Source organism: Flavivirga aquimarina, from assembly GCF_030540835.1.
GTDB lineage: Bacteria > Bacteroidota > Bacteroidia > Flavobacteriales > Flavobacteriaceae > Flavivirga > Flavivirga aquimarina.
Genome location: NZ_JAUOEK010000072.1, coordinates 1 through 23321, shown reverse-complemented (window position 1 = coordinate 23321; position 23321 = coordinate 1). Strand labels below are relative to the sequence as shown.

General features: G+C 31.3%; 25 protein-coding genes. 21 read left to right on the top strand and 4 right to left on the bottom strand.

Annotated elements, in window-relative coordinates:
• Nucleotides 1-219 precede the first annotated feature (219 nt).
• On the top strand, nt 220-1491 hold the full coding sequence (purD, locus tag Q4Q35_RS06620) for a phosphoribosylamine--glycine ligase (protein ID WP_303277166.1): 1272 nt from the start codon (nt 220-222) through the stop codon (nt 1489-1491).
• Here the strand turns inward: purD and Q4Q35_RS06615 are convergent.
• On the bottom strand, nt 1486-1713 hold the full coding sequence (locus tag Q4Q35_RS06615) for a DUF6341 family protein (RefSeq protein WP_303277165.1): 228 nt from the start codon (nt 1711-1713) through the stop codon (nt 1486-1488). The two genes, purD and Q4Q35_RS06615, sit on opposite strands and share 6 nt — an antisense overlap.
• A 68-nt stretch (nt 1714-1781) precedes the next feature.
• On the opposite strand from Q4Q35_RS06615, the gene Q4Q35_RS06610 reads away from it, so the two are divergent.
• Nucleotides 1782-2705, top strand: coding sequence for a DUF6427 family protein (locus Q4Q35_RS06610; protein ID WP_303277164.1), 924 nt, complete (start codon nt 1782-1784; stop codon nt 2703-2705).
• On the opposite strand, the gene upp is transcribed toward Q4Q35_RS06610, so the two are convergent.
• Nucleotides 2694-3353: a uracil phosphoribosyltransferase gene (gene upp, locus Q4Q35_RS06605; RefSeq protein ID WP_303277163.1), complete on the bottom strand. Its 660-nt coding sequence runs from the start codon at nt 3351-3353 to the stop codon at nt 2694-2696. The genes Q4Q35_RS06610 and upp overlap by 12 nt on opposite strands.
• Before the next feature lie 164 nt (nt 3354-3517).
• Between upp and Q4Q35_RS06600 the strand changes: the two genes are divergently transcribed.
• Nucleotides 3518-4123: a DUF4254 domain-containing protein gene (locus Q4Q35_RS06600; RefSeq protein ID WP_303277162.1), complete on the top strand. Its 606-nt coding sequence runs from the start codon at nt 3518-3520 to the stop codon at nt 4121-4123.
• Nucleotides 4124-4226: 103 nt separating this feature from the next.
• On the top strand, nt 4227-5246 hold the full coding sequence (locus tag Q4Q35_RS06595) for a glycosyltransferase family 9 protein (RefSeq protein ID WP_303277161.1): 1020 nt from the start codon (nt 4227-4229) through the stop codon (nt 5244-5246).
• A gap of 42 nt (nt 5247-5288) precedes the next feature.
• Here the strand turns inward: Q4Q35_RS06595 and Q4Q35_RS06590 are convergent, their stop codons facing one another.
• Nucleotides 5289-6344, bottom strand: coding sequence for a ferredoxin--NADP reductase (locus Q4Q35_RS06590; RefSeq protein ID WP_303277160.1), 1056 nt, complete (start codon nt 6342-6344; stop codon nt 5289-5291).
• A 114-nt stretch (nt 6345-6458) separates the two neighbouring features.
• Between Q4Q35_RS06590 and Q4Q35_RS06585 the strand changes: the two genes are divergently transcribed.
• The 16 genes from Q4Q35_RS06585 to atpG all read left to right on the top strand — a co-directional run bounded on the left by Q4Q35_RS06585 (nt 6459) and on the right by atpG (nt 19463).
• On the top strand, nt 6459-6797 hold the full coding sequence (locus Q4Q35_RS06585) for a PadR family transcriptional regulator (protein WP_303277159.1): 339 nt from the start codon (nt 6459-6461) through the stop codon (nt 6795-6797).
• Entirely contained in the window at nt 6798-6929 is a 132-nt protein-coding gene (locus Q4Q35_RS06580) for a hypothetical protein (protein WP_303277158.1), read from the top strand.
• 72 nt (nt 6930-7001) lie between these two features.
• Nucleotides 7002-7493: a hypothetical protein gene (locus tag Q4Q35_RS06575; protein ID WP_303277157.1), complete on the top strand. Its 492-nt coding sequence runs from the start codon at nt 7002-7004 to the stop codon at nt 7491-7493.
• 74 nt (nt 7494-7567) lie between these two features.
• Nucleotides 7568-7975 carry a DUF2059 domain-containing protein gene (locus Q4Q35_RS06570; RefSeq protein ID WP_303277156.1) on the top strand — a complete coding sequence of 136 codons (408 nt, stop codon included), beginning with the start codon at nt 7568-7570 and terminating at the stop codon, nt 7973-7975.
• 8 nt (nt 7976-7983) lie between these two features.
• On the top strand, nt 7984-9462 hold the full coding sequence (locus Q4Q35_RS06565) for a DUF5687 family protein (RefSeq protein ID WP_303277155.1): 1479 nt from the start codon (nt 7984-7986) through the stop codon (nt 9460-9462).
• Between the two features lie 11 nt (nt 9463-9473).
• Entirely contained in the window at nt 9474-10178 is a 705-nt protein-coding gene (locus Q4Q35_RS06560; protein ID WP_303277154.1) for an ABC transporter ATP-binding protein, read from the top strand.
• 491 nt (nt 10179-10669) lie between these two features.
• Nucleotides 10670-13237, top strand: a complete 2568-nt coding sequence (gene porW, locus Q4Q35_RS06555; protein WP_496559754.1) for a type IX secretion system periplasmic lipoprotein PorW/SprE — start codon at nt 10670-10672, stop codon at nt 13235-13237.
• A 21-nt stretch (nt 13238-13258) separates the two neighbouring features.
• Nucleotides 13259-13690: a bactofilin family protein gene (locus Q4Q35_RS06550; protein ID WP_303277152.1), complete on the top strand. Its 432-nt coding sequence runs from the start codon at nt 13259-13261 to the stop codon at nt 13688-13690.
• Nucleotides 13638-13889 (top strand): AtpZ/AtpI family protein, encoded by a 252-nt coding sequence (locus Q4Q35_RS06545; RefSeq protein WP_303277151.1) that lies wholly within the window; start codon nt 13638-13640, stop codon nt 13887-13889. Before Q4Q35_RS06550 ends, Q4Q35_RS06545 begins: the two co-directional genes overlap by 53 nt.
• A gap of 1 nt (nt 13890) precedes the next feature.
• Nucleotides 13891-14286 (top strand): hypothetical protein, encoded by a 396-nt coding sequence (locus Q4Q35_RS06540; protein ID WP_303277150.1) that lies wholly within the window; start codon nt 13891-13893, stop codon nt 14284-14286.
• 129 nt (nt 14287-14415) lie between these two features.
• A complete protein-coding gene (gene atpB, locus Q4Q35_RS06535; RefSeq protein WP_303277149.1) occupies nt 14416-15501 on the top strand; it encodes a F0F1 ATP synthase subunit A in 1086 nt (361 codons plus the stop codon).
• An 18-nt stretch (nt 15502-15519) separates the two neighbouring features.
• Nucleotides 15520-15729 (top strand): ATP synthase F0 subunit C, encoded by a 210-nt coding sequence (atpE, locus tag Q4Q35_RS06530; RefSeq protein ID WP_034042296.1) that lies wholly within the window; start codon nt 15520-15522, stop codon nt 15727-15729.
• Nucleotides 15730-15805: 76 nt separating this feature from the next.
• A complete protein-coding gene (locus Q4Q35_RS06525) occupies nt 15806-16306 on the top strand; it encodes a F0F1 ATP synthase subunit B (RefSeq protein ID WP_303277148.1) in 501 nt (166 codons plus the stop codon).
• Complete coding sequence (atpH, locus tag Q4Q35_RS06520; protein ID WP_303277147.1) at nt 16306-16842, top strand: ATP synthase F1 subunit delta; 537 nt, start codon at nt 16306-16308, stop codon at nt 16840-16842. The genes Q4Q35_RS06525 and atpH overlap by 1 nt, the downstream gene beginning before the upstream one ends.
• A gap of 65 nt (nt 16843-16907) precedes the next feature.
• On the top strand, nt 16908-18488 hold the full coding sequence (gene atpA, locus Q4Q35_RS06515) for a F0F1 ATP synthase subunit alpha (protein ID WP_303277146.1): 1581 nt from the start codon (nt 16908-16910) through the stop codon (nt 18486-18488).
• A gap of 114 nt (nt 18489-18602) precedes the next feature.
• A complete protein-coding gene (gene atpG, locus Q4Q35_RS06510) occupies nt 18603-19463 on the top strand; it encodes an ATP synthase F1 subunit gamma (RefSeq protein ID WP_303277145.1) in 861 nt (286 codons plus the stop codon).
• Nucleotides 19464-19604: 141 nt separating this feature from the next.
• Here atpG and Q4Q35_RS06505 read toward each other — a convergent pair whose 3' ends face one another.
• On the bottom strand, nt 19605-21689 hold the full coding sequence (locus Q4Q35_RS06505) for a response regulator (protein WP_303277144.1): 2085 nt from the start codon (nt 21687-21689) through the stop codon (nt 19605-19607).
• 756 nt (nt 21690-22445) lie between these two features.
• Here Q4Q35_RS06505 and Q4Q35_RS06500 point away from each other — a divergent pair.
• Nucleotides 22446-23321: T9SS type A sorting domain-containing protein (locus Q4Q35_RS06500; RefSeq protein ID WP_303277143.1), on the top strand; the 876-nt coding region annotated here is incomplete at its 3' end.

The window sequence follows — 23321 nt, the reverse complement described above, 5'->3', positions numbered from 1 at the left end:
AAAAAGCCATTATTTTTGCATTTAAGAAAATTACGATGTTGTCTCGAAAGTGAGTGCGATGTCATATTGAGTCTGTCGAAATATTTTTAACTCATTAATAATCAAGTTTGGTTTCGATAAGCTCAACCTGACAAAGTAAATTATAATGGCTTTTGAGATAATCTCAACGAAAATTTGATATTCTCATGTGAAGTGGGAACCTAAAAACACCATATATAAATGAAAATCTTAATTCTTGGCTCTGGAGGAAGAGAACATACATTCGCTTGGAAAATTGCGCAAAGCCCAAAATGTAAACAATTATTTGTAGCCCCGGGAAATTCCGGAACAGCGGAAATAGCAACTAATGTAAATATTGGAGTAAATGATTTTGAGGCTATTAAAGAGCTTGTTTTAAAAGAAGGTATTAATATGGTTGTTGTGGGACCAGAAGACCCACTTGTTAATGGAGTTCACGATTATTTTTTAAATGACGATACAATTAAACACGTATCTGTTATTGGCCCTCAAAAAATAGCAGCAGAATTAGAAGGAAGCAAAGAATTTGCTAAAGAATTTTTATATAGACACGATATACCAACGGCAGCGTATAAGAGTTTTACAAAAGAAACCGTAGAACAAGGGTATGTTTTTTTAGAAACTTTAAAAGCACCTTACGTTTTAAAAGCTGATGGATTAGCTGCTGGTAAAGGTGTTGTTATTCTGAATGATTTAGAAGAGGCTAAAACCGAATTAAAAAGTATGCTAGTTGATGCTAAGTTTGGAGAGGCCAGTACGAAAGTAGTTATTGAAGAGTTTTTAGACGGTATAGAATTAAGCTGTTTTGTATTAACAGATGGTACAAATTATAAAATTCTGCCAACAGCTAAGGATTATAAACGAATTGGCGAAGGAGATACCGGATTAAATACAGGAGGTATGGGAGCAATTTCTCCAGTGCCTTTTGCTACTGACGAATTCCTTAATAAAATAGAAGAACGTATTGTAAAACCAACTATTGAAGGCTTTAAAAAAGATAATTTACCCTACGTAGGGTTTGTGTTTATTGGACTCATTAAAGTTGGAGACGACCCAAAAGTGATAGAATATAATGTACGTATGGGAGATCCGGAAACTGAAGTGGTACTCCCTAGGTTAAAAAATGATTTTGTTGAAATACTTGAAGCCATGTCTAATGGTTCATTAGATAAAATCAATCTTGAAATAGACGAACGTGCTGCAACAACTATTATGCTAGTATCTGGTGGGTATCCAGAAGCCTATGAAAAAGGAAAAGAAATTACAGGGGTAGAAAACATTAAAGATTCTATACCTTTTCATGCAGGAGCTATAGTAAATAATGATAAAATAATAACTTCCGGCGGACGTGTTATGGCTATTACTTCATATGGTGATACATATCAAGAAGCCATAAAAAAATCTTACCAAAATATAGAAAAACTACATTTCGATAAGATGAATTATCGTAAGGATATCGGATTCGATTTATAAGAATGAGTGTGAAGAAACACTTTTATCTTCTTCATTATTATCGTTAAATATTTTAAGTTGTTTCATCCAATAAACCATAGCAACAAAACCAATAATAAGGAAAATCCAAGAAATAGTATTTGCTGCAAACCAGTTTTCAAGTTCAAGTGCTCGTAATGCATCTAATGGCGCAAAAAGCACATCAACAAATAAATCCTGTATAGCGTAAAAGAAATCTTTCATGTTTTTTTATTGTTTTCTAACCATTTTATAGTTAGTATATTTACGTAGCAAAAATACAAAAAGAGTTAATGATAACAAGCATTTTTAGCAAATCTAAGTCAATAAATTTCATCATTGTTTTTTTAATAACACTTTTAGCGTTCATAATTGCTAGAGTAAAGTTAGTAAACGAGTCAGTTACAATGGAGTTTGTATTAAAACAAATTGTTTTACTTTTTGTTTGTTGTATGTCTGTTTTACTTTTAAGCTTTATAGTTAATAAGAATAATTTAACGAAAGAGAATAACTATGAGATTTTATTATTTAGTCTGTTTTTACTGTTAATTGTCCATACGACGATTAATACAGATATTATTTTATCTAATTTTTTTATTTTGTTAGGTTTAAGACGTATCATGAGTTTACGATCTCAAAAAAATGTAAAGAAGAAATTATTTGATGCTGCTTTTTGGATCGCTATCGCATCGTTATTTTATTTTTGGGCTATTCTATTTTTTGCTTTAATACCAGTTACACTTTTTCTATATACAGATAAAAAATTAAGGCATTGGATTGTTCCTTTTTTAGGAGTCGTTACTGTTTTTGTGATTTTTATAGCAGGCTCTATCATTATTTATGATGATTTTTTTGGAATATTTAATATATCACCAAAAATTAGTTACGATTTTAGTAATTATAATTCTGTAAAATATCTAGTAGCTATTACGCTACTATTGTCTTTTGGGGTTTGGTCCTCCATATTTTATTTACAGAATATTAAAAAGAAGAAAAAAGACTTTAGAGCTTCTTTTAAAATTATTAGTATAGCCGTTTTAATTGCCTTTTTGATAGTACTTCAAGCACCTGAGAAAAGCGGAAGTGAATTTCTATTCATGTTTGCACCACTTGCTATAATTATAGCAAATTATATTGAAGTTATTCAAGAAAAATGGTTTAAAGAAGTATTTCTTTCATTACTGATTATTATTCCATTTATAACCCTATTGTTGTAGTTTTTCTCCAAAAGCCAAGTCGCCCGCATCACCTAAACCTGGGACAATATAACCTTTGTCATTTAATTTATCGTCAATGGCAGCAATCCATAAATGCGTTTTATCATCAAAATTATTTTCAATAAAATCAACACCTTTTTGAGCTCCAATAACACTAATTAAATGGACTTCTTTGGGTATTCCGAATGGCTTTAAAGCCTCAAAAGTTGCTACCATGGATTGTCCAGTAGCCAACATGGGGTCTGCAAGAATAAGTGTTTTGTTTTCTAAATTTGGACAGGCCAAATATTCTACAACAATTTCGAAACTTTCAGGATTGTGCTTATGATGTCTGTAAGCCGAAATAAAAGCATTTTCAGCAGTATCAAAATAATTAAGTAATCCGTTGTGTAATGGTACCCCAGCTCTTAAAATAGAGCATAATACAATATCGTTATTCAATAGGTTAATATGGCAAGTTCCTAAAGGAGTTTCAACAGTTGAGTTTACGTAATTTAAAGATTTACTCATTTCATAACCCAAAATTTCGCCAATACGTTCAATATTCCTACGAAAACGCATACTGTCTTTTTGAATATTAATATTTCTAATTTCAGAAATAAAGGTGTTTAATATGGAGTTTTCTTTAGATATATTGTGAATAAACATGCTGTTATACGGAGTTTTTTGAATAGTAAAGTTGGCTAAATATAAAATATATTTACGATAACCATGATGTTTTAATGTAAAAGAAATTGTGAATCTACATAAAGAGAATGTGTGCTCTTATTTTATATAATTTTCGTAGGTTTACACTTTAAAATAAAGAGAACATGTTTACAGAAAAAGCTAACAAAATATTTCAGGATGTTATTGAAAAATATCATATAATTAATACAGTAGATCAACCTTTTGAAAATGCCTATGATAAAAGTGATTTATTAGAGCATTTACTATATAGAAAATGTTGGATTGATACAGTACAATGGCATTACGAAGATATTATTAGAGACCCTCAAATAGATCCGGTTGCAGCTTTAACATTAAAACGTCAAATAGATGCATCGAACCAGGATAGAACGGATATGGTTGAATATATTGATAGTTATTTTCTTGAAAAATATAAAGATATTACCTCAAAAGTTGACGCAACTATTAATACAGAAAGTCCAGCTTGGGGAGTAGATAGATTGTCTATTTTAGCGTTAAAAGTGTACCATATGAATGAAGAGGCGACAAGAACAGACGCTTCTGACACTCATAAAGAAGCATGTCAGAAAAAATTAGATGTTTTATTAGAGCAACGCGTAGATTTATCTACAGCTATAGATACGTTACTTAGCGATATTGAAAAAGGAGATAAATACATGAAAGTTTATAAGCAGATGAAAATGTATAATGATGATGAATTAAATCCAGTTTTACGTTCGCAAAAATAAAAACAGTTTGTCATTCAGAATGACCTGTTCTAAGCGGGGTCGAAGCAAGAGAAGAATCTCACTTTAAAGGTATTTCGGCTACGCTCAATATGACATAATTATTATGCCAAACGAGCCTAAACATATTTTAGTCATTCGCCTTTCTGCTATGGGAGATGTTGCAATGACTATTCCCATATTAAGGGCATTTACAGCCCAATATCCTGAGATTCAAATAACGGTTTTAACAAAAGCTTTCTTTAAACCCTTTTTTAGAGATTTATCAAATGTTAATGTGTTTCCTGCCGAGGTTAAAGGAAAACACAAAGGGGTTTTAGGATTATATAAACTGTCAAAAGCATTAAAAAATACAGGTATTGATGCTGTTGCCGATTTACACAATGTCCTTCGAAGTAACATTTTAAAACACTTTTTCTTTAAAACACCGTTCGTTCAGATTGATAAAGGGAGAGCAGAAAAGAACGCCTTGATTTCCGGTAAAACATTTCGGCAATTAAAGACAACACACCAAAGGTATGTAGATGTGTTTGATACTTTAGGCTTTAAGATAGACTTATCACAGCCAACATTTCCAAGTAAATCGATTTTAAATAAGAAAATTCAATTGCTTGTAGGGTTAGATTCAAAAAAAATGATTGGAATAGCCCCTTTTGCAGCGCACGAAGGGAAAATGTATCCTTTACACTTGATGAAGGACGTTATAACAGTGCTTTCAAAAGACTACAAAATCATTTTATTTGGAGGAGGAACAAAGGAAATAACCATTTTAAATGATTTTGAAGATCGTATAGGCAATGTAATAAACGTTGCGGGAAAAATATCACTTGATGAAGAATTAGATATTATTTCGAATTTAGAAGTAATGCTTTCAATGGATTCCGGTAACGCACATATAGCCAGTATGTTAGGCGTTAAGGTGGTAGCTGTCTGGGGAGTTACACATCCATTTGCAGGATTTGCACCATTCAATCAACCAGAAGACTATGCTTTATTACCAGATAGAAACCAGTTTCCGCAAATCCCTACATCTGTTTACGGTAATAAATATCCGGAAAACTATAAAAAAGCATCCGGAAGCATTTCTCCGGAAACTGTTATAAATAAAATTAAGTCTGTAATCTAGCTTCTCTCCCTTTGGGAGAGATGTCCGAAGGACAGAGAGGGATTAAACATCATCATAGTCTACCACAAGAGTTGGTGTAGTAGGATGAGCCTGGCATGTTAAAATTAACCCTTCGGCAACTTCATTATCGGTTAAAATATTATTTTGCCTCATAGTTGCTTCACCTTCTTTTATACGAGCTAAACAACTGCTACAAATACCTCCCTGACAAGAATATGGCGCATCAATGTCCTCATCTAAGGCAGCTTCAAGAACTGTTTGCTTTTGAGACATTTCAAATGTAGATGCTTCTTCATCAACAATAACCGTTGTTTTAGTTTTACCGTTTGGAACAATATCATCTTGTATTTCGGCGGGTTTTGCAGCTTTAAAAAGCTCAAAATGTATCCGATTTTCATCAATACCATGATCTGTTAAAACATCTTTTACCGTATGAATCATAGCTTCTGGTCCGCAAAGATAAAAAGCATCAACATCAACATGTTTATGCTTATTTTTCATAACATAATTAACGGTACTCTTTTCAATACGACCAAAAATAGCATCTTCTTTATCTTGTTGGCTAAATACAAACTGTATAGAAAAACGATCTTTATAATTGTGTTGAAGCTCTAATAGTTCACTTAAAAACATGGTGTCTTCGATTGTTTTATTACCGTAAACCAAAATAACTTTACTGTGCACTTCTTCTTCCAATGCACATTTAATAATGCTTATAACAGGAGTAATACCACTACCAGCAGCAAACGCAGCAATATTTTTTGTTTTAGAATCGTTGGGTTCAAAAACAAAACGTCCTTTTGGAGGCGCTACTTCCAAAGTATCACCAACCAGTAATTGGTTGTTTGCATAAGACGAAAAAGTACCATCTTTTACAGCTTTAACAGCTACTTTTAATTCATCGCTTTTTGGAGCTACACAAAGGGAATAATCACGTCTTACCTCATGCCCATCAATGTTAGTTTTTAATGTAATGTATTGTCCAGCTTTAAAAGTAAAAGTGTCTTTTAAATTATCCGGAACATTAAATGAAATACTTACTGAATTATCAGTTTCTCTTTTTATATCTTTAATCGATAGCTTGTGAAATGACGACATTTTAAAAAATTTTCACAAAAATAGTGAAGCTAGGAGATCTTTATCTAAAAATTAATCAAAAATATATACATAAAATTCTTATGCATAAGAATTTTATGTATATATTTATACCCTATGAGTAATGCAAAATTATACAAAGGCAGCCTGGTAACCATTATTTTAAAACTCTTGAATGAGCATGATAAAATGTATGGCTATGAAATAACACAGCGCGTAAAAGAGATTACAAAAAACGAGCTTAAAATAACAGAAGGAGCCCTTTACCCATCATTACATAAGCTAGAAGCAGAGGGGTTATTGGATGTTGAGGTTTTAAAAGTGGATAATAGGTTGCGAAAGTATTATAAACTTACCGAGAAAGGCACTCAAGAAACAGTTAACAAATTGGCAGAGCTGGAAAATTACATTAAAACTATGCGAGCATTGGTAAACCCTAAATTTCGTTTGGAATAAATGAAAAGGCTTACAGAATTACAAATTAATAAGTTGTACGCATTTACTAAGAAACGCTATGTAGAATGGTATGATGTACAAATAGAATTAGTAGACCATTTAGCAAATGGAATTGAAAGTCAATGGGAATAAAATCCGAACATATCTTTTGAAAAGGCTTTAACCAATGAGTTTAAAAAATTTGGAATTTTTGGCTTTCAAGATATGGTAGAACAAAAAACAAAAGCACTTAATAAATATTATAGAAAGCAAGTTTGGAGCTGTTTTAAGGAATTCTTTAAGTTACCAAAAATAGTTATTACCCTTTTCAGTATTTGGGCTTTGAATACGATTGTTCATTTTTTAAATGATAAAACATATTTAATGATAAGTATAATTACTATAATAATATTTTTTCAATTTTATCATCTAATTAGGCTTAAGATAAGAATTAAGCGAAGATTCAAAAGAACAGATAAAAAGTGGCTTTTTGAAAACAGCATACTCCAATTAAGAGGAATTATACATTTTTTAAATATTGGAGTTTGGGGGCAAGTTTTGTTCAAACCAGATAGAGTATGGAACAGTACTTCAGAATTAATGGTTTCTATATGTATTATTTTATATTTACTTATCTCATATATATCTATAAAAATAGTTCCAGAAAAATTAAAAATGAAAGTGTTAAAAGAATATTCAGAATATAATCTTTTATAAGGTATGTAACATTTTTGAGTAAACAAATACATATATAAATAAGTAAATAAACCATTAATTATAAAAACAATAAAATGAAAAAGGCTCTACTAGTATACCTGTTTATAATTGCGATAGTATTTCAAACACAAGCACAAGACAATACCGAGTTTAAAAAAGAAACGGTTGAATTTATTAAATTAACAGGTGCAGGAGGAGCTTTTGAAAATGCGATTGCTCAAATTGGAGCTATGGTTTCAGATGAAAACAAAGAAGCTTACGCTAAAGAAGCCAATGGAACTTTAACAGGTCTGTACGATAAAATGGCAGAATTATATATAGCTGAGTTTACACATCAAGAAATAAAAGAGTTAATAGCTTTTTATAATACCGATTTAGGAAAAAAACTAGCGGAAAAACAATTAGGGTTAACCCAAAAAGCAATGGAATATGGGCACTCATGGGGAATGGAAGTACAGGGAATAGCCCAAAAATATAACTAACAAAAATCATGGTTAAACGATTTCTTAGTTTAGAGTGGAAGTCTTTTATTAGATCGGCTAGTTTTGGAAAAAGTTTAGGAGTTAAGATACTAATTGGCTTTTTTGGCTTGTATTTTATTCTTATGTTTTTAGGTATGGGAATTGGAATGTATCCAGCTTTAAAAAAAATTCACCCAGAACAAGACCCTTTGTTTATGGTCAATAATTTTTTGTTTTATTGGATTTTAGGCGATTTAATTTTTAGATTTTTCTTTCAGAAATTGCCTATGATGAGTGTTAAGCCCCTTTTAACCTTACCTATAAAAAGAAGTAAAATTGTAAATTATGTTTTAGGAAAATCGGCCATATCATTCTTTAATTTTTTACCCCTATTTGCCATTATACCTTTTGGAGTTACTCTAATAATGCAAGACTACCCCCTTAACGCTGTGTTAATATGGATGCTTACCCTAACTATTGTAACGCTTATTGTAAATTTTTTAAATTTTATTATTGAAAGCTTTTCTATAGAAACGGAACTTTCTTTTCTTCCTATAATTATACTTACAACAGGGTTATTTGCATTAAATTATTTTAATATTATCTCATTTACAGATTTATTTGGAAAAGGATTCAACGCTATTTACGAATCTCCTATTTTTATTATAATTCCCATTATAATTCTAATAGCCCTTTATGCATTAAACTTTAAACTACTAAGAAAAAGGTTATTTCTAGATAGCGGATTAAAAACAAAGATTAAAGAAGTAAATACATCTAACCTTGAATGGACAAAAAACTTTGGAGACATTGCACCTTTTATGCAATTAGACTTAAAACTAATTTGGCGTAATAAACGCACAAAATCTTCTGTTTGGATGTTGGTATTAGGTTTATTTTATGGTTTATTCATTTATACTAATCCTAACTTAAAAGAGAGTGTCCCGTTTTTCATTTTTGTAGGTATTTTTTCAACAGGCATTTTTTTAATGAATTTTGGACAGTTTATACCTGCTTGGGATAGTAGTTATTACAAATTACTTATGAGCCAGAATATTAAATACGAACAATATTTAAAATCAAAATTCACTTTAATGGCTTTAAGTGTTGTAATTATGTTTGTGCTAGGTGTACCTTACATTTATTTTGGTTGGAAGGTTTTATTAGCCCATTTTGTGTCAGCAATTTATAATATAGGTGTTAATTCACATATCATTTTATATGGCGGGTCTTTTAATAGAAAAAAGATCAATTTAGATCAAAAAGCGGCTTTTAATTATCAGGGGACCGGTGCTGTACAATGGCTTATTGGCATCCCTTTATTGTTGGTGCCAATGGGTTTGTTTGCGTTGCTCTATTATTTATTGAATTTTGAAATAGCTTGTTTAATTATAGCTGTGCTTGGTATAACTGGTATCGTTTTACATCAAAAACTAATGAAAATAATTACTAAAAAATATTTAGAATCAAAGTATAAAATGATTGATGCTTTCGATCAAAATAATTAACACATAACATTATGATAACAACTTCAAACTTATCAAAAAAATATAGTGGAAATGAAGTTTTAAATATAGCATCATTAGACATTCCTAAAGGCCAAAGTTTTGGCTTGGTAGGTAATAATGGCGCAGGAAAAACGACTTATTTTAGTTTGCTTTTAGATTTAATTAAACCGTCAGCAGGATTTATAAAAAGCAATGGTATTCAAGTAAACGAAAGCGAAGATTGGAAACCTTTTACCTCGGCATTTATAGACGAAAGCTTTTTAATAGGTTATTTAACAGCCGAAGAGTACTTTTATTTTATTGGTGAATTACGCAATCAAAATAAAGCAGATGTTGATACTTTAGTAGCTCAGTTTAAAGACTTTTTTCATGGTGAAATACTAGGTCAAAAAAAATATTTGCGCGATTTAAGTAAAGGAAACCAGAAAAAAGCTGGTATTGTAGCTGCTTTAATAGGAAACCCAGAAGTTATTATTCTGGACGAACCTTTTGCAAACTTAGACCCAACCACACAAATTCGTCTTAAAACGATTATTAAAGATTTAGCGGAAAAACAAGGAATAACAGTTTTAATTTCCAGTCATGATTTAATGCATGTTACCGATGTATGTGAGCGTATTGTAGTACTTGAAAAAGGCGAAATAGTAAAAGACTTAATAACAAGTGAAGCTACATTAAAAGAACTTGAAGTACATTTTACTGGGACTGGTGTTTAGTTTTTAGTGTACAGTTTCAGTAAGCAGTGTTCGGTAATCAGTGAGCAGTGTACAGTATTCAGGAAATAGTGTTCAGTGTTTAATTAGTTTATATTTCATCTCTAATTAAAAGCCTTTGCGTCTTCGTGGCTTAGCGAGAGAATATAATTCCAAAAACAGTCAATTTTAGTTAAGCATCACAGTTGCAGTCTATACAATAATAAGTGTTCAATAGACAATATCAGTTGACGTTGAAGATTTTCATATTGCCTCTAACAACCATGCGATCTCAGACAACTTAACACCTCCGCGACTTTGCGAGAAGCACCTATTAGCACAAAAAATATTCATGAATTCAAGACAATTTTAAAATATGCAACTTATACAGGCGTTCTTATAGTTTAAAAGTCGCTCGGATTTTATAGGTTAATCAAAAAAGATGCTTATTTTTACCTGCGTACATAATATATGTAAGAGTTTGTAGTTATTTATTTAGGCTAAAAATACCAGCATTGAAAAGACCTTCTAAAGCAATATTAATTATTATATGTTCTACGTTATTGGTTGTAAGTTGTTCTAGAAAAAAGGACAAATTCATCAACCGAAACATGCATGCGCTTACAACAGAATTTAATACACTTTACAACGGGTATATTGCTTTAGATCAAGGAAGGCAAAGCCTTAACGAAAACTATACCGATAATTATTGGGATGTGCTTCCAATAGAGCGCATGCAAATATTCGAAGATATTGTACTACCTGGGCAATCTAAAAACGAGAACTTTACAAGAGCAGAAGAAAAGGCGGTTAAAGCAATTCAGAAGCACAGTATGAATATTGATGGGAGAGAGAAGAACCCTCAAATGGATGAAGCTTATTTGCTTTTAGGAAAATCCAGATATTTCGATCAGCGTTTTATACCGGCATTAGAAGCATTTAATTATATACTTTATAAGTATCCGGCCAGTGATAAGATAAATCAAGCTAAAATTTGGCGTGAAAAAACAAATATTCGTTTAGATAATGATGATTTGGCCATTAAAAATTTAAAGCGTCTTTTGTCACAAGAAGAACTTAAAGGTCAGGATTTAGCAGATGCAACGTCTATGTTGGCACAAGCCTATTTAAATACAAAATCTGTTGATAGTGCCATAACGCAATTAGAAATAGCATCAAATGTAACTAAAAGTAATGATGAGCGAGGACGTTACCGTTTTATACAAGGGCAATTGTATAATGAACTAGGTAAAAAAGACAGTGCGAATATGGCATTTGATAAGGTGATTGAACTTAACCGTAAAACACCTAGGATTTATATGATAAGTGCTCATATTGAAAAGATTAAAAATTTCGATTATGAGAATGGCAATCGATTAGAGTTAACAGAGTTACTGGCAAAGCTTGAAGAGAATAGAGAAAACAGACCTTTTTTAGATAAAATTTATCACCAAATTGGAGAATACCATTTAAATAGTCAATCAGATACTTTAGCAGTAGTCTATTACAACAAGTCCTTACGTACTAATTCTAAAGATAAACTATTAAGAGCTAGGAATTACGAAATTCTAGGCGACATGAATTTTGACAAATCTATTTATAAGGAAGCTGGCGAATATTATGACAGCACTTTAGGAAATTTAGCTTTAAATTCTAAACCATATCGCATTATTAAACGTAAACGGGACAATTTAGAGGATGTTATTTATTATGAAGGGATAGCTCAAGTTAATGATAGTATTTTAAGACTTATAAACTTACCAGAAGCAGATAGGTTAGCTTATTTTGAGTCATTAGTAGAGACCCTAAAAATTAAAGCAGCCGAAGAAGAAGAAAAAAAGAAGCGAGAAGAAGCTGCAAAGCGCAATACAGGTTTAGTAACAGTTAATAACCAGATAGGAAGCCCGAATGCTCTCCGAGGGAGCACTCCTAACCAAGCCACAGCATTTTATTTTTACAATCCTACTACAGTATCTTATGGTAAAAATGAATTTGTAAAATTTTGGGGGGATAGAGTTTTAGAAGACGATTGGAGATGGTCAGACAAAGTAAATTCAGGAAGCATTAGTAACGATGCAAATAATAATATTTTAGCTTCAGCAACCGAAGAAGAATTATTTGACCCTCAATTTTACATATCTAAAATCCCTTCGGCAGAAAAAGATATTGATAGTATTTCAAAAGAACGAAACTATGCTTATTATCAGTTAGGGTTAATTTATAAAGAAAAGTTTAAAGAATACGAATTAGCTAAAAGCAAATTTCAGGACTTACTAAAAAGTAATCCAGAAGAACGACTCATATTACCATCTAAGTACAATTTGTATAAAATTTATGAGCTTTTAGGTGAAATCGATGAAGCAACCATTGCTAAGAATGAGATTATTTCAACATATCCAGATTCCAGATATGCTACTATTTTAAAGAATCCAGAACTAGCATCAGATCGTGATCAGAATAGCCCGGAAAGCCTATATGAAGCACTGTATAAACAGTTTGAAAATCAGGAATATGCAGAAGTAATTTCTAAAAGTGAAAATTATATAAACGTTTTTGATGGAGATGCTATTGTACCAAAATTTGAGTTACTAAAAGCGACAACCCTAGGGAGGTTATATGGATACGAAGCTTATAGTAAGGCAATAAATCATATAGCCACTACTTATGCCAATACAGAAGAAGGTATGCAGGCTCAAAAGATCGAAACCAGTGTTTTGCCTAAACTTTTAAACAAAGATTTTATTTTAGAGGATAAAGTTACCTCTAATTATAAAATCTTTTTTAAGTTTGAGAATCAGGAAATGGAAAAAGTTTATGGTTTTCAAAAAACCTTAGATACTGTTTTAAAAAACATAAAATATTATGACTTTAAATCGTCGGTCGATGTCTATAATCCAAATACAATTCTTGTGGTTGTTCATGGATTAAAAAACGCAAAAGTAGCTAAGACATTCGACCAGCTAATAATTGAAGAAGATAAACAAAAAATAAAAGAACCGTATTTTGCAATAGCATCAGCAAATTATCAAATTGTTCAGATCCATAAAAATTTAGATACCTATTTGAATACGAATAACCATTAATAATTAATAGCACATCACATTATGTTCTCCGAAAATAAAAAAGAAAAACAAATGGTAGAAAGCAAACCAAGTCAAAACATTGTATCACAAGGCACCAAGATGGTTGGTGACTTTAATAGCGAAGGCGATTTTAGAATCGACGGCATTATAGAAGGAAATATTAAAACTTCAGGAAAAGTAGTCGTTGGTAAAACAGGTTTCGTTAAAGGTACTTTACAAGGAACAGATGCCTACTTTGAAGGTAAATTTTCTGGAAAATTAGCACTATCAGGTACATTAACATTAAAAACATCTGCTTTTATTGAAGGCGAAGTTGTCGTTGGCAAATTGGCTGTTGAGCCTGGAGCTACTTTTAATGTAACCTGTATCATGAAAGGCACCGTAAAAGAAATGAATAAAGGTGGACAACAAGGACAACAACCAAAAAGACCAGAAACCGAAAAAACAGCTTAATACATACGCTAGGTTTTCAGGGCTTGCCATTCAAATGTTTGCCATTATTGGCGTTGGAACTTTTATAGGTTATAAGTTAGATCAAAACTATCCTAATCAGCATAACTTATTTACGCTTTTTGGCGCATTATCTTCTGTGATTATATCAATAATATATATAATTAGACGTATTATTGCAACTTCAAAAGAAGAACAATAAAATGAATAATCTTTTTAAGAAAAGAGAATCTAGCTTTCTTATTCAGCTTACAGCCGTAGGTGTTTTATTATTTGTAATTCACACGTATTTAAGTTTTCATTTTGCCAAGGATATTATATTGTTTTTTCCGCTATGGCATATTTATTTATTTCATATTGTTACTGTTATTATAATTTATACTTTAATTAATTACAGAGAATCTATTGGTAAAACAGAAGTCTTTAATGCTTTTATATTAGGAATGTTTTTAAAAATGATATTAGTTATTGTATTCTTATTGCCATGGATTTTATCTAAACCAGATCAAAAAGGTTACGACCTTGCGAACTTCTTTATTCCTTATTTTATTTTTCTTGCATTTGAAGTGTATTCTGTAACTAGAATTCTTCAAAAATAGTAGATTATTTATCTTCTTTTCGTGCTTAGGAAAACACTGCCAAATAATCATTAAATTATATTTGTCAATTCATTTTATGTGTGTACATTTGCACCGAATTTAAAGCATGGTATTTTTAAGCGATACAGAATGACATTAAACACCTTTAAAAGCATATTATTTTCTGCTCTATTTCTAGCAATATCGTTTGTTGGACATGCGACAGAAGATTCAGACAACAAAGACAGCAAAGAGTTCAATGCCAAAGAAATGATTTTGCATCACGTTAAAGACGCTCATGGATTTCACCTTTGGGATTGGAATGGGCATGCAGTTTCACTTTCGTTGCCAATCATACTTTGGACAGATAATGGATTGACTACATTTTCTTCAAGTAAATTTCATCATGATGATTCAGGTAAAACAATTGTTGAAAAAAATGGAGGTAAGTTTGTTAAACTTCACGAGAAAATATATCAATTAGATGAAGGGGCTTCTTCCGTTAATTTTGATGAAGAACATCATCCAACTAATGCTCACAGACCTTTAAATTTTTCTATTACACGAAACGTATTTATGATGTGGGTTTCGGTAATTGTTTTATTATTAATCTTTTTTACAGCTGCAAGGCACTATAAAAAATCTGAAGATAATGTTCCAACAGGAATTGCAGGATTTGTTGAGCCTCTTGTGATATTTGTTAGGGATGAAATTGGTAAGCCAATGATTGGCGAACATAAATATAAAAGATACATGCCATATTTGTTAACTATCTTTTTCTTTATCTGGATTAATAATATATTCGGTTTAATTCCAATTTTAAACGGAGCGAATTTAAGTGGTAATATCGCGTTTACATGTACGTTAGCGTTATTTACTTTTATAATTACAACATTTAGTGGAAATAAGAATTACTGGAAACATATCTTTTGGATGCCAGGGGTTCCAGTTCCAATGAAAATATTTTTAATGCCTATTGAAATTATTGGGATGTTTGTAAAACCAATCTCTTTAATGATTCGTTTGTTTGCTAACATTACAGCAGGGCATGTTATTATATTAGCATTAATGTCATTAATATTTGTATTTAAGTCTGTTGCAATTGCTCCAGTATCTATAGCATTTTCATTGTTTATTACAGTTATTGAAATTATTGTTACAGCAATACAAGCATATATATTTACAATATTGTCAGCCCTTTATTTTGGAATGGCTACAGAAGAAGAACATCATTAATTTAAATTTTATACTACTATGACTATTACTGGAATTGCAGCTATTGGAGCTGGTTTAGCAGCTATTGGAGCTGGAGTTGGTATTGGTAAAATTGGAGGATCGGCCATGGAAGCTATGGCTCGTCAACCGGAAATGCACGGTAAGATTCAATCTTCTGCATTAATTTTAGCAGCCTTCGTAGAGGCGGTGGCACTATTTGGTGTTGTTGTTGCTTTCTTACAAGGATAAAAACCTAAGAGTACTGAAGCAACGGTTGGTTGTTTCAGTACTTTTTTAAAATTTAAATTATTAAAATACAAAAAAAATGGATTTAATTACACCTGAATTTGGACTGGTTTTTTGGACAGCAATTACATTTTTATGTTTGCTTTTCATCTTAAGAAAATTTGCATGGAAGCCTATTTTAGGAGCAGTTGAAGAAAGAGAAAGTGGAATTAAAAATGCGTTAGCATCTGCTGAAGAAGCTCGTAAAGAAATGGAAAACCTGACGGCAGATAATGAACGCATTTTAAAAGAGGCTAGAGCAGAACGTGAAACTTTGCTGAAAGAAGCACGTGATATCAAAAATAAAATGATAGAAGATGCTAAAGGTGAAGCCCAAGAGCAAGCTAATAAGTTAATTCAACAAGCACAAGCAGCTATTGAAAGTGAAAAGAAAGCTGCTATGGCAGAACTTAAAAATCACGTAGCAGGTTTATCTTTAGAGATCGCTGAGAAAGTGGTGCGTAATGAGTTATCTAACAAAGACAAGCAGTTAGAGTTAGTTAAAACCATGTTGGGTGAAAAATCATTAACAGAGGCATAATGGCAGGAGTAAGAGCAGCAATACGTTATGCAAAAGCAGTATTAAGCTTAGCATCAGATCAAAAAACAGCAGACGCTGTAAATAATGATATGAAGTTAATTGTAAATACTATTGCAGAAAGTAAAGACTTAAACGATACACTTCAAAGTCCTGTAATTAATGCTTCAGTGAAAAAAACTATTTTATTAGAGGTTTTTAAGAACTCAAATAAAACAACTTTAAGCTTAATAGATACTTTAGTGAATAATAATAGAATTGACCTTTTAGGGCATGTTGCTTTAAAATACAATCAATTATTTGATGAATCAAAGGGTATTGAACTGGCAACAGTTACAACAGCAGTAGCCTTGACAGCTGCTCTGGAAAAGCAAGTTTTAGCAAAAGCTAAAGAGCTTACCGGTAAAAATGTTGAAGTTAAAAACATAATAGATGAAAGCATTTTAGGTGGTTTCATTTTAAGAATAGGAGATATACAATACAACGCAAGTATTGCAAATCAGCTAAACAAATTAAAAAAAGAATTTACATTAAATTAAAAACGTTTTGTCACATTGAGCGCAGTCGAAATGCGTTTAAAAACGAAATTTAAACATAATTAAAGATGGCAGAAGTAAAACCAGCTGAAATATCAGCAATCTTAAAACAACAACTTTCAGGTTTTGAAGCAGGAGCTTCATTAGATGAAGTTGGAACAGTATTAACAGTAGGTGATGGTATTGTACGTGCTTACGGATTGGCTAACGCACAATATGGTGAGTTAGTAGAATTCGAAGGTGGATTAGAAGGGATTGTACTTAACCTTGAAGAAGATAATGTAGGTATCGTATTATTAGGTGCTTCTGTAGGAGTTAGAGAAGGATCTACTGTAAAACGTACTGGGCGTATTGCTTCTATTAATGTTGGTGAAGGTATTGTTGGACGTGTTGTAGATACTTTAGGGAATCCTATTGATGGTAAAGGGCCAATTGCTGGAGATACTTACGAAATGCCTTTAGAGCGTAAAGCTCCTGGTGTTGTTTTCCGTGAGCCGGTAACAGAACCATTACAAACAGGTATTAAATCTATTGATGCCATGATTCCTGTTGGACGTGGACAACGTGAGTTAGTTATTGGTGACCGTCAAACTGGTAAAACCACTGTTTGTATAGATACCATCTTAAATCAAAAAGAATTTTACGATGCAGGTGAGCCTGTATATTGTATATATGTTGCTGTAGGTCAAAAAGCATCTACTGTAGCAGGTATTGCTAAAACATTAGAAGATAGAGGTGCTCTTGCTTATACAACGATTGTAGCAGCAAACGCATCAGATCCTGCGCCAATGCAAGTATATGCTCCTATGGCAGGTGCTGCCATTGGTGAGTATTTTAGAGATACAGGTCGTCCAGCATTAATTATCTATGACGATTTATCTAAACAAGCGGTAGCATACCGTGAAGTATCTTTATTATTACGTCGCCCACCGGGACGTGAAGCGTATCCAGGTGACGTTTTCTATCTACACTCAAGATTATTAGAACGTTCTGCAAAAGTTATCAATGATGATAGTATTGCTAAAGATATGAATGACCTTCCAGATTCATTAAAGCCATTAGTGAAAGGTGGGGGTTCTTTAACAGCTTTACCAATTATTGAAACACAAGCAGGTGACGTTTCTGCATATATCCCAACAAACGTAATTTCTATTACAGATGGGCAAATTTTCTTAGATGGAGATTTATTTAACTCTGGTGTACGTCCGGCAATTAACGTAGGTATTTCAGTATCTCGTGTTGGTGGTAATGCACAGATTAAATCTATGAAAAAAGTATCAGGTACTTTAAAATTAGATCAAGCACAATTCCGTGAATTGGAAGCATTTGCTAAGTTCGGATCAGATTTAGATGCCGTTACATTAAACGTAATTGAAAAAGGTAAACGTAACGTGGAGATCTTAAAACAAGCTCAAAACGATCCATTTACCGTTGAAGACCAAATTGCTATTATTTATGCAGGATCTAAAAACTTATTGAGAGATGTTCCTGTAGAAAAAGTAAAAGAATTCGAAAGAGATTTTATTGAATTCTTAAGAGCAAAACATGCAGATGTGCTTAGTACATTAAAAGCAGGTAAATTAACTGATGAAGTTACAGATACATTAACAACTGTAGCAAAAGATTTATCAGGGAAATATATAGCATAATTTTAACAAGTGTTACTCTGAGCATTGCCAAAAACAAAATACATTTTGTTTGAAGGTAGCTAGCGAAGCTAGTCGAAGAGTCTCTTTTGAATAACATTCGAATACAATAAAAGAATGGCAAACTTAAAAGAAATACGTAACAGAATATCATCGGTATCTTCAACAATGCAGATTACCAGTGCCATGAAAATGGTATCTGCTGCAAAGTTAAAGAAGGCACAAGATGCTATTACTGCAATGCGTCCTTATGCAGATAAGTTAACAGAGCTTTTACAAAGCTTAAGTGCGACTTTAGATGCAGATTCTGGAAGTAAATTTTCAACACAACGTGAGGTAAATAATGTATTAATAGTTCCAATTACTTCCAATAGAGGTTTATGTGGCGCTTTTAATTCAAACATTATTAAGCAAACACAACATTTAATTGATTCGGTTTATGCAGATAAGAATGTATCTGTAGTAGCAATAGGAAAGAAATCTAGTGATGCTTTCACTAAGCAAAATAGAGTTGTTGCCAATAAAAGTGATGTTTTTGAAGATTTAACTTTCGATAATGTTGCAGCCATTGCAGAGTTATTAATGGATAAATTTGTTTCAGGCGAATTTGATAAAATTGAAATCGTTTACAATAAGTTTAAAAATGCAGCAACTCAGATTGTAATGACAGAACAGTTTTTACCAATTGTTCCTGTAGAAGGAGATACTAACAGTAATGCAGATTACATTTTTGAGCCATCTAAAGAACAGATCGTAGAAGAGTTAATACCAAAGTCGTTAAAAACGCAGTTGTATAAAGGCGTTAGAGATTCTTTTGCAAGCGAACATGGTGCTCGTATGACAGCCATGCATAAAGCAACAGATAATGCGACAGAGCTAAGAGATCAGCTTAAATTAACTTATAATAAAGCACGTCAAGCAGCCATTACTAATGAAATATTAGAGATTGTAGGTGGAGCAGAAGCGCTTAATAATTAAGAACTGTTAAAAAAATAATTATCAAAATATTTGATAATAAAGAAAAGACCCGAATTGAAAGATTCGGGTCTTTTCTTTATATAAACGTAAAGAATTCCTCTTTGTCCCAATAGCTGTAAAAGTAGCTCCAAGATGTGCGTTTTAAGAAATATTTTTATTATTGGTTCTCGTTGGTCGTACTCCAAAACGCTTAAAGTAAATTTTAGAAAAATGAGTATCATGATTATAGCCCACTTCCAAAGCGATTTGTTTTAGTAATATGGTAGGATTTCGTTCCAAAATCTCCCGTGCTTTTTGAAGTCTGATTTCCTTGATAAAATTATTTGGGTTTAAACCTGTCTGACTTTTAACTTTTCTATAAAAAGAGCTTTTGGAAATATTAAATTCTTCAGATAAAATATCTTGGTTTAATGTCGTTTCTCTGGAATTTTTATAAATGTATTGTTTAAGATTAGTAATAAAATAATCATGATAGTCATTTGCATAAATTTGATGTGCTTCATTATATGAGTTTTTTGAGGTGTAATTTTTAATACAATTCTTAATACGTATCAAAAGTTCTTCTTCATCAAAGGGTTTTGTAATATAGTCATCTATACCAAGCTTTAAAACGTCTAGCTTTATAGGAATATCGGGTTTTGCTGTAAGCATGATAATAGGCGTATTGTTATTGAGTTCTTTAAGTTTTAAGATAAACTCATACCCATTTAGTTTAGGCATCATATAATCTGTAATAATAAAATCAACCCTTTTTTCTTTTATAATTTCAAGCGCTTCTAAACCATTAGAAGCTTCTAAACAACTATAATTGTTTAGTATAGAGATTAAATATTGGCGCATATCATAATTATCATCAACAACTAAAAAAATATGACTCGATTCTATAGAGACTTGTTGTAGAGGATACTCTTCTTTTATGAAAACGGGTGTTGTATCTACTGGTGTAACAAGAGTTGCAGCTATACTTTTTTCTAATGGTAGTACAATGGTAAACGTGCTTCCGACATTAAGCTCACTGGCCAATAAAATTTGAGCATTATGTAATTTAATAATTTCTTTACTAAATGCCAAACCAATACCACTACCACCGGATTTGTTAGTATCGTTATTTACTTGATAAAACCGATCGAAAACATGCTTCAGGTCGTTTTTAGAGATACCTATTCCAGTATCAGAAATAGCTATATGAACATGTTGATTTTTTTTAGAAATAGTAATTTTAACCTCACCCTCATCGGTATATTTCAAAGCATTCGTAAGGATATTATTAATGGCTTTTTCAAAAAAAACAACATCAATATTAACCATGCAATCTTTAGAATTTTTAAAAATGTGAAAAGCAATATTTTTCTGCTTGAATAAAGGCTCGAAATTCAAATAGTGTTTTTGAATCAATTCAGAAATATTAATAGGTTTTAATTCCAAACTAAAATTAGAAGATCGCATTTTGGCTAAATCTAACACATTGTCCACCATATTAGTAATTATATTAATCTGCTTTTTAATACCAGATTGAATTGTAGGCAAAGATCTGTTTTCAAAAGTATGTGCATCTAAATCAGATATATGCCCATTAATTAGAGTTAAAGGAGTTCGTATTTCATGAGATATATTGGTGAAAAATTGTGATTTAAATTTATCCAGTTCTTCCAGTTCTCTGGTTTTGGCTTCTAGTATTTTTTCATTTCTAATATTAAGGCTTTTAAAGTAACTCATTACAATAAAAAGGTTTAAGAACAAGAATGGAGGGTTCACATTATTTAAAACAGGAATAGGATAATGTTTAAAATATAAATTGGGGATATAGAGTACCATTAAACATACAACGAATATTAAGATGTTGATTTTTTTATTATCGATGTAAATTAATGCCATACATGGAAGTGCTAACAAAAAATATTCTAAAAGCTGACCTTTGTATACATAATTGGAAAAATATATAACGCTAACAAAAATAAAAGACATAAAGGAAAGACGAGCGATATAAAACTTTTTATAGTATTGTAATACCTGTACGATTATTGTTGATGAGAATATAGTCAGATAATTCATTAAAATCAATTTGTTTTTTAAAAAATCTTCAATAAAAGAAGCGATTAAAAAAAGATACCAGGTGTTACAAAAGATATGTAACAGAGTAATCTTTTTCAAGTCATTCTGACTCGTATTTTCGTCTGCACCAAGTGTAATATATCTGTAAAGTAGGTTGGAAATCTTTTTTATCATGGGGCTTAAATTTGAGTTATGTACCAAAAATAAACATACCTGTTGATATGCATAACAATTCTAACAGAATTGAATCATTAGTGATGTTTATTGACCAAAAAGTGATGTTTAGATTTAGTCTTTTTGTATAAGGTTTTATACTAAAGCAATATACTGTTTCGGTTTTAGTACTAATTCATGGTTAATAACAGGACAACAACCAACAACAGGTAATAGCTTTTTAAACGCTTAAAAATATTGGGATTTTTGGTTAGTATTTATTAAATCCTTTTGCAGTTAGATAATCCTCCAGAGCTTTGTGCTTTGGGGATTATTTAACACATCCAGACAATTTTAACCAGAGTTGACCTTCTTTGAATTAATTATTATTTTAACCCTTAATATACAAGCTCTCAAAATTAGAGGATAGAATTATCAATAAAACAGGTTTCAGGAGTTATTGGTGGTAGGACTGGTTTATTTATGATCTAAACATTGCCAAAGACTGTAATGACGTAATATTTTTAATTCATTTTTATTAGTGTTTTCACCTGCTCCTAATGTAATATATTACCTTATCCTTTTAGTCATCTTTTATTTGCAATCTTTTCTTGAACTTCAAACATAAAAAATAATATGTATAATAGTGAAATTACTAATTGAATAGTTAGATTTTTAGCAACGGATAAAAGCTTGTTAAATTTAAATTGACTGTTTTGTGATGTAATCTGACTAAAAAATGGTTTCTTTTATACTAATTTTAAAACTCAAAAATTCATGAAAAAACAATTACTAGTTTTAACGCTCTTTTTATTAGGATTAACACAAATAGCTGTACAGGCTCAATGTACAGGAAATGTAAATATACCCGATGTCAATTTTAAGGCAGCGTTAATAGCAGATACTAATATAAATACGGATAATGATACCGAAATTAGCTGTGCCGAAGCATTAGCTTTTACAGGTATTTTTGATGTTTCTTCTAAATCTATATCAGATTTAACAGGTATAGAGGCATTTGTTAATATTTCAGGTTTATTATGTTATAATAATACTTTAACAAGCTTAGATATATCCAATAATACAGATTTAAAAATATTATATTGTTCTGATAATACTTTAACAAGCATAGATGTATCCAATAATATAGATTTAGAAGAATTATATTGTTTTGGTAATACTTTAACAAGCTTAGATATATCCAATAATACAGGTTTAAAAGTATTAGTTTGTTCTGATAATGCTTTAACGAGCTTAGATATATCCAATAATCCAGACTTTGAAATATTATATTGTTCTGATAATGCTTTAACAAGCTTAAATATGGCAAATGGAAATAATACAAATTTCTTTGTGTTCGATGCAAGTGGTAATCCAAATTTAAGTTGTATACAAGTAGATGATGTAGCTTACAGCACGACTCAATGGAGTGATGATATAGACATTACAGCCAGTTTTAGTAATAATTGTAGTAGTTTAAGTGTACTAGATAATGAATTTAATGCTATAAGTCTATACCCCAACCCTGTTTTAAACACATTGAATATTAGCTTGAGCACATTAAATAAAGCAGAAAAAGTACAGGTTTATAATCTATTGGGAAAAAAAGTATTAGAAACTACAAATACAACCATAGATATAAGCTATCTATCA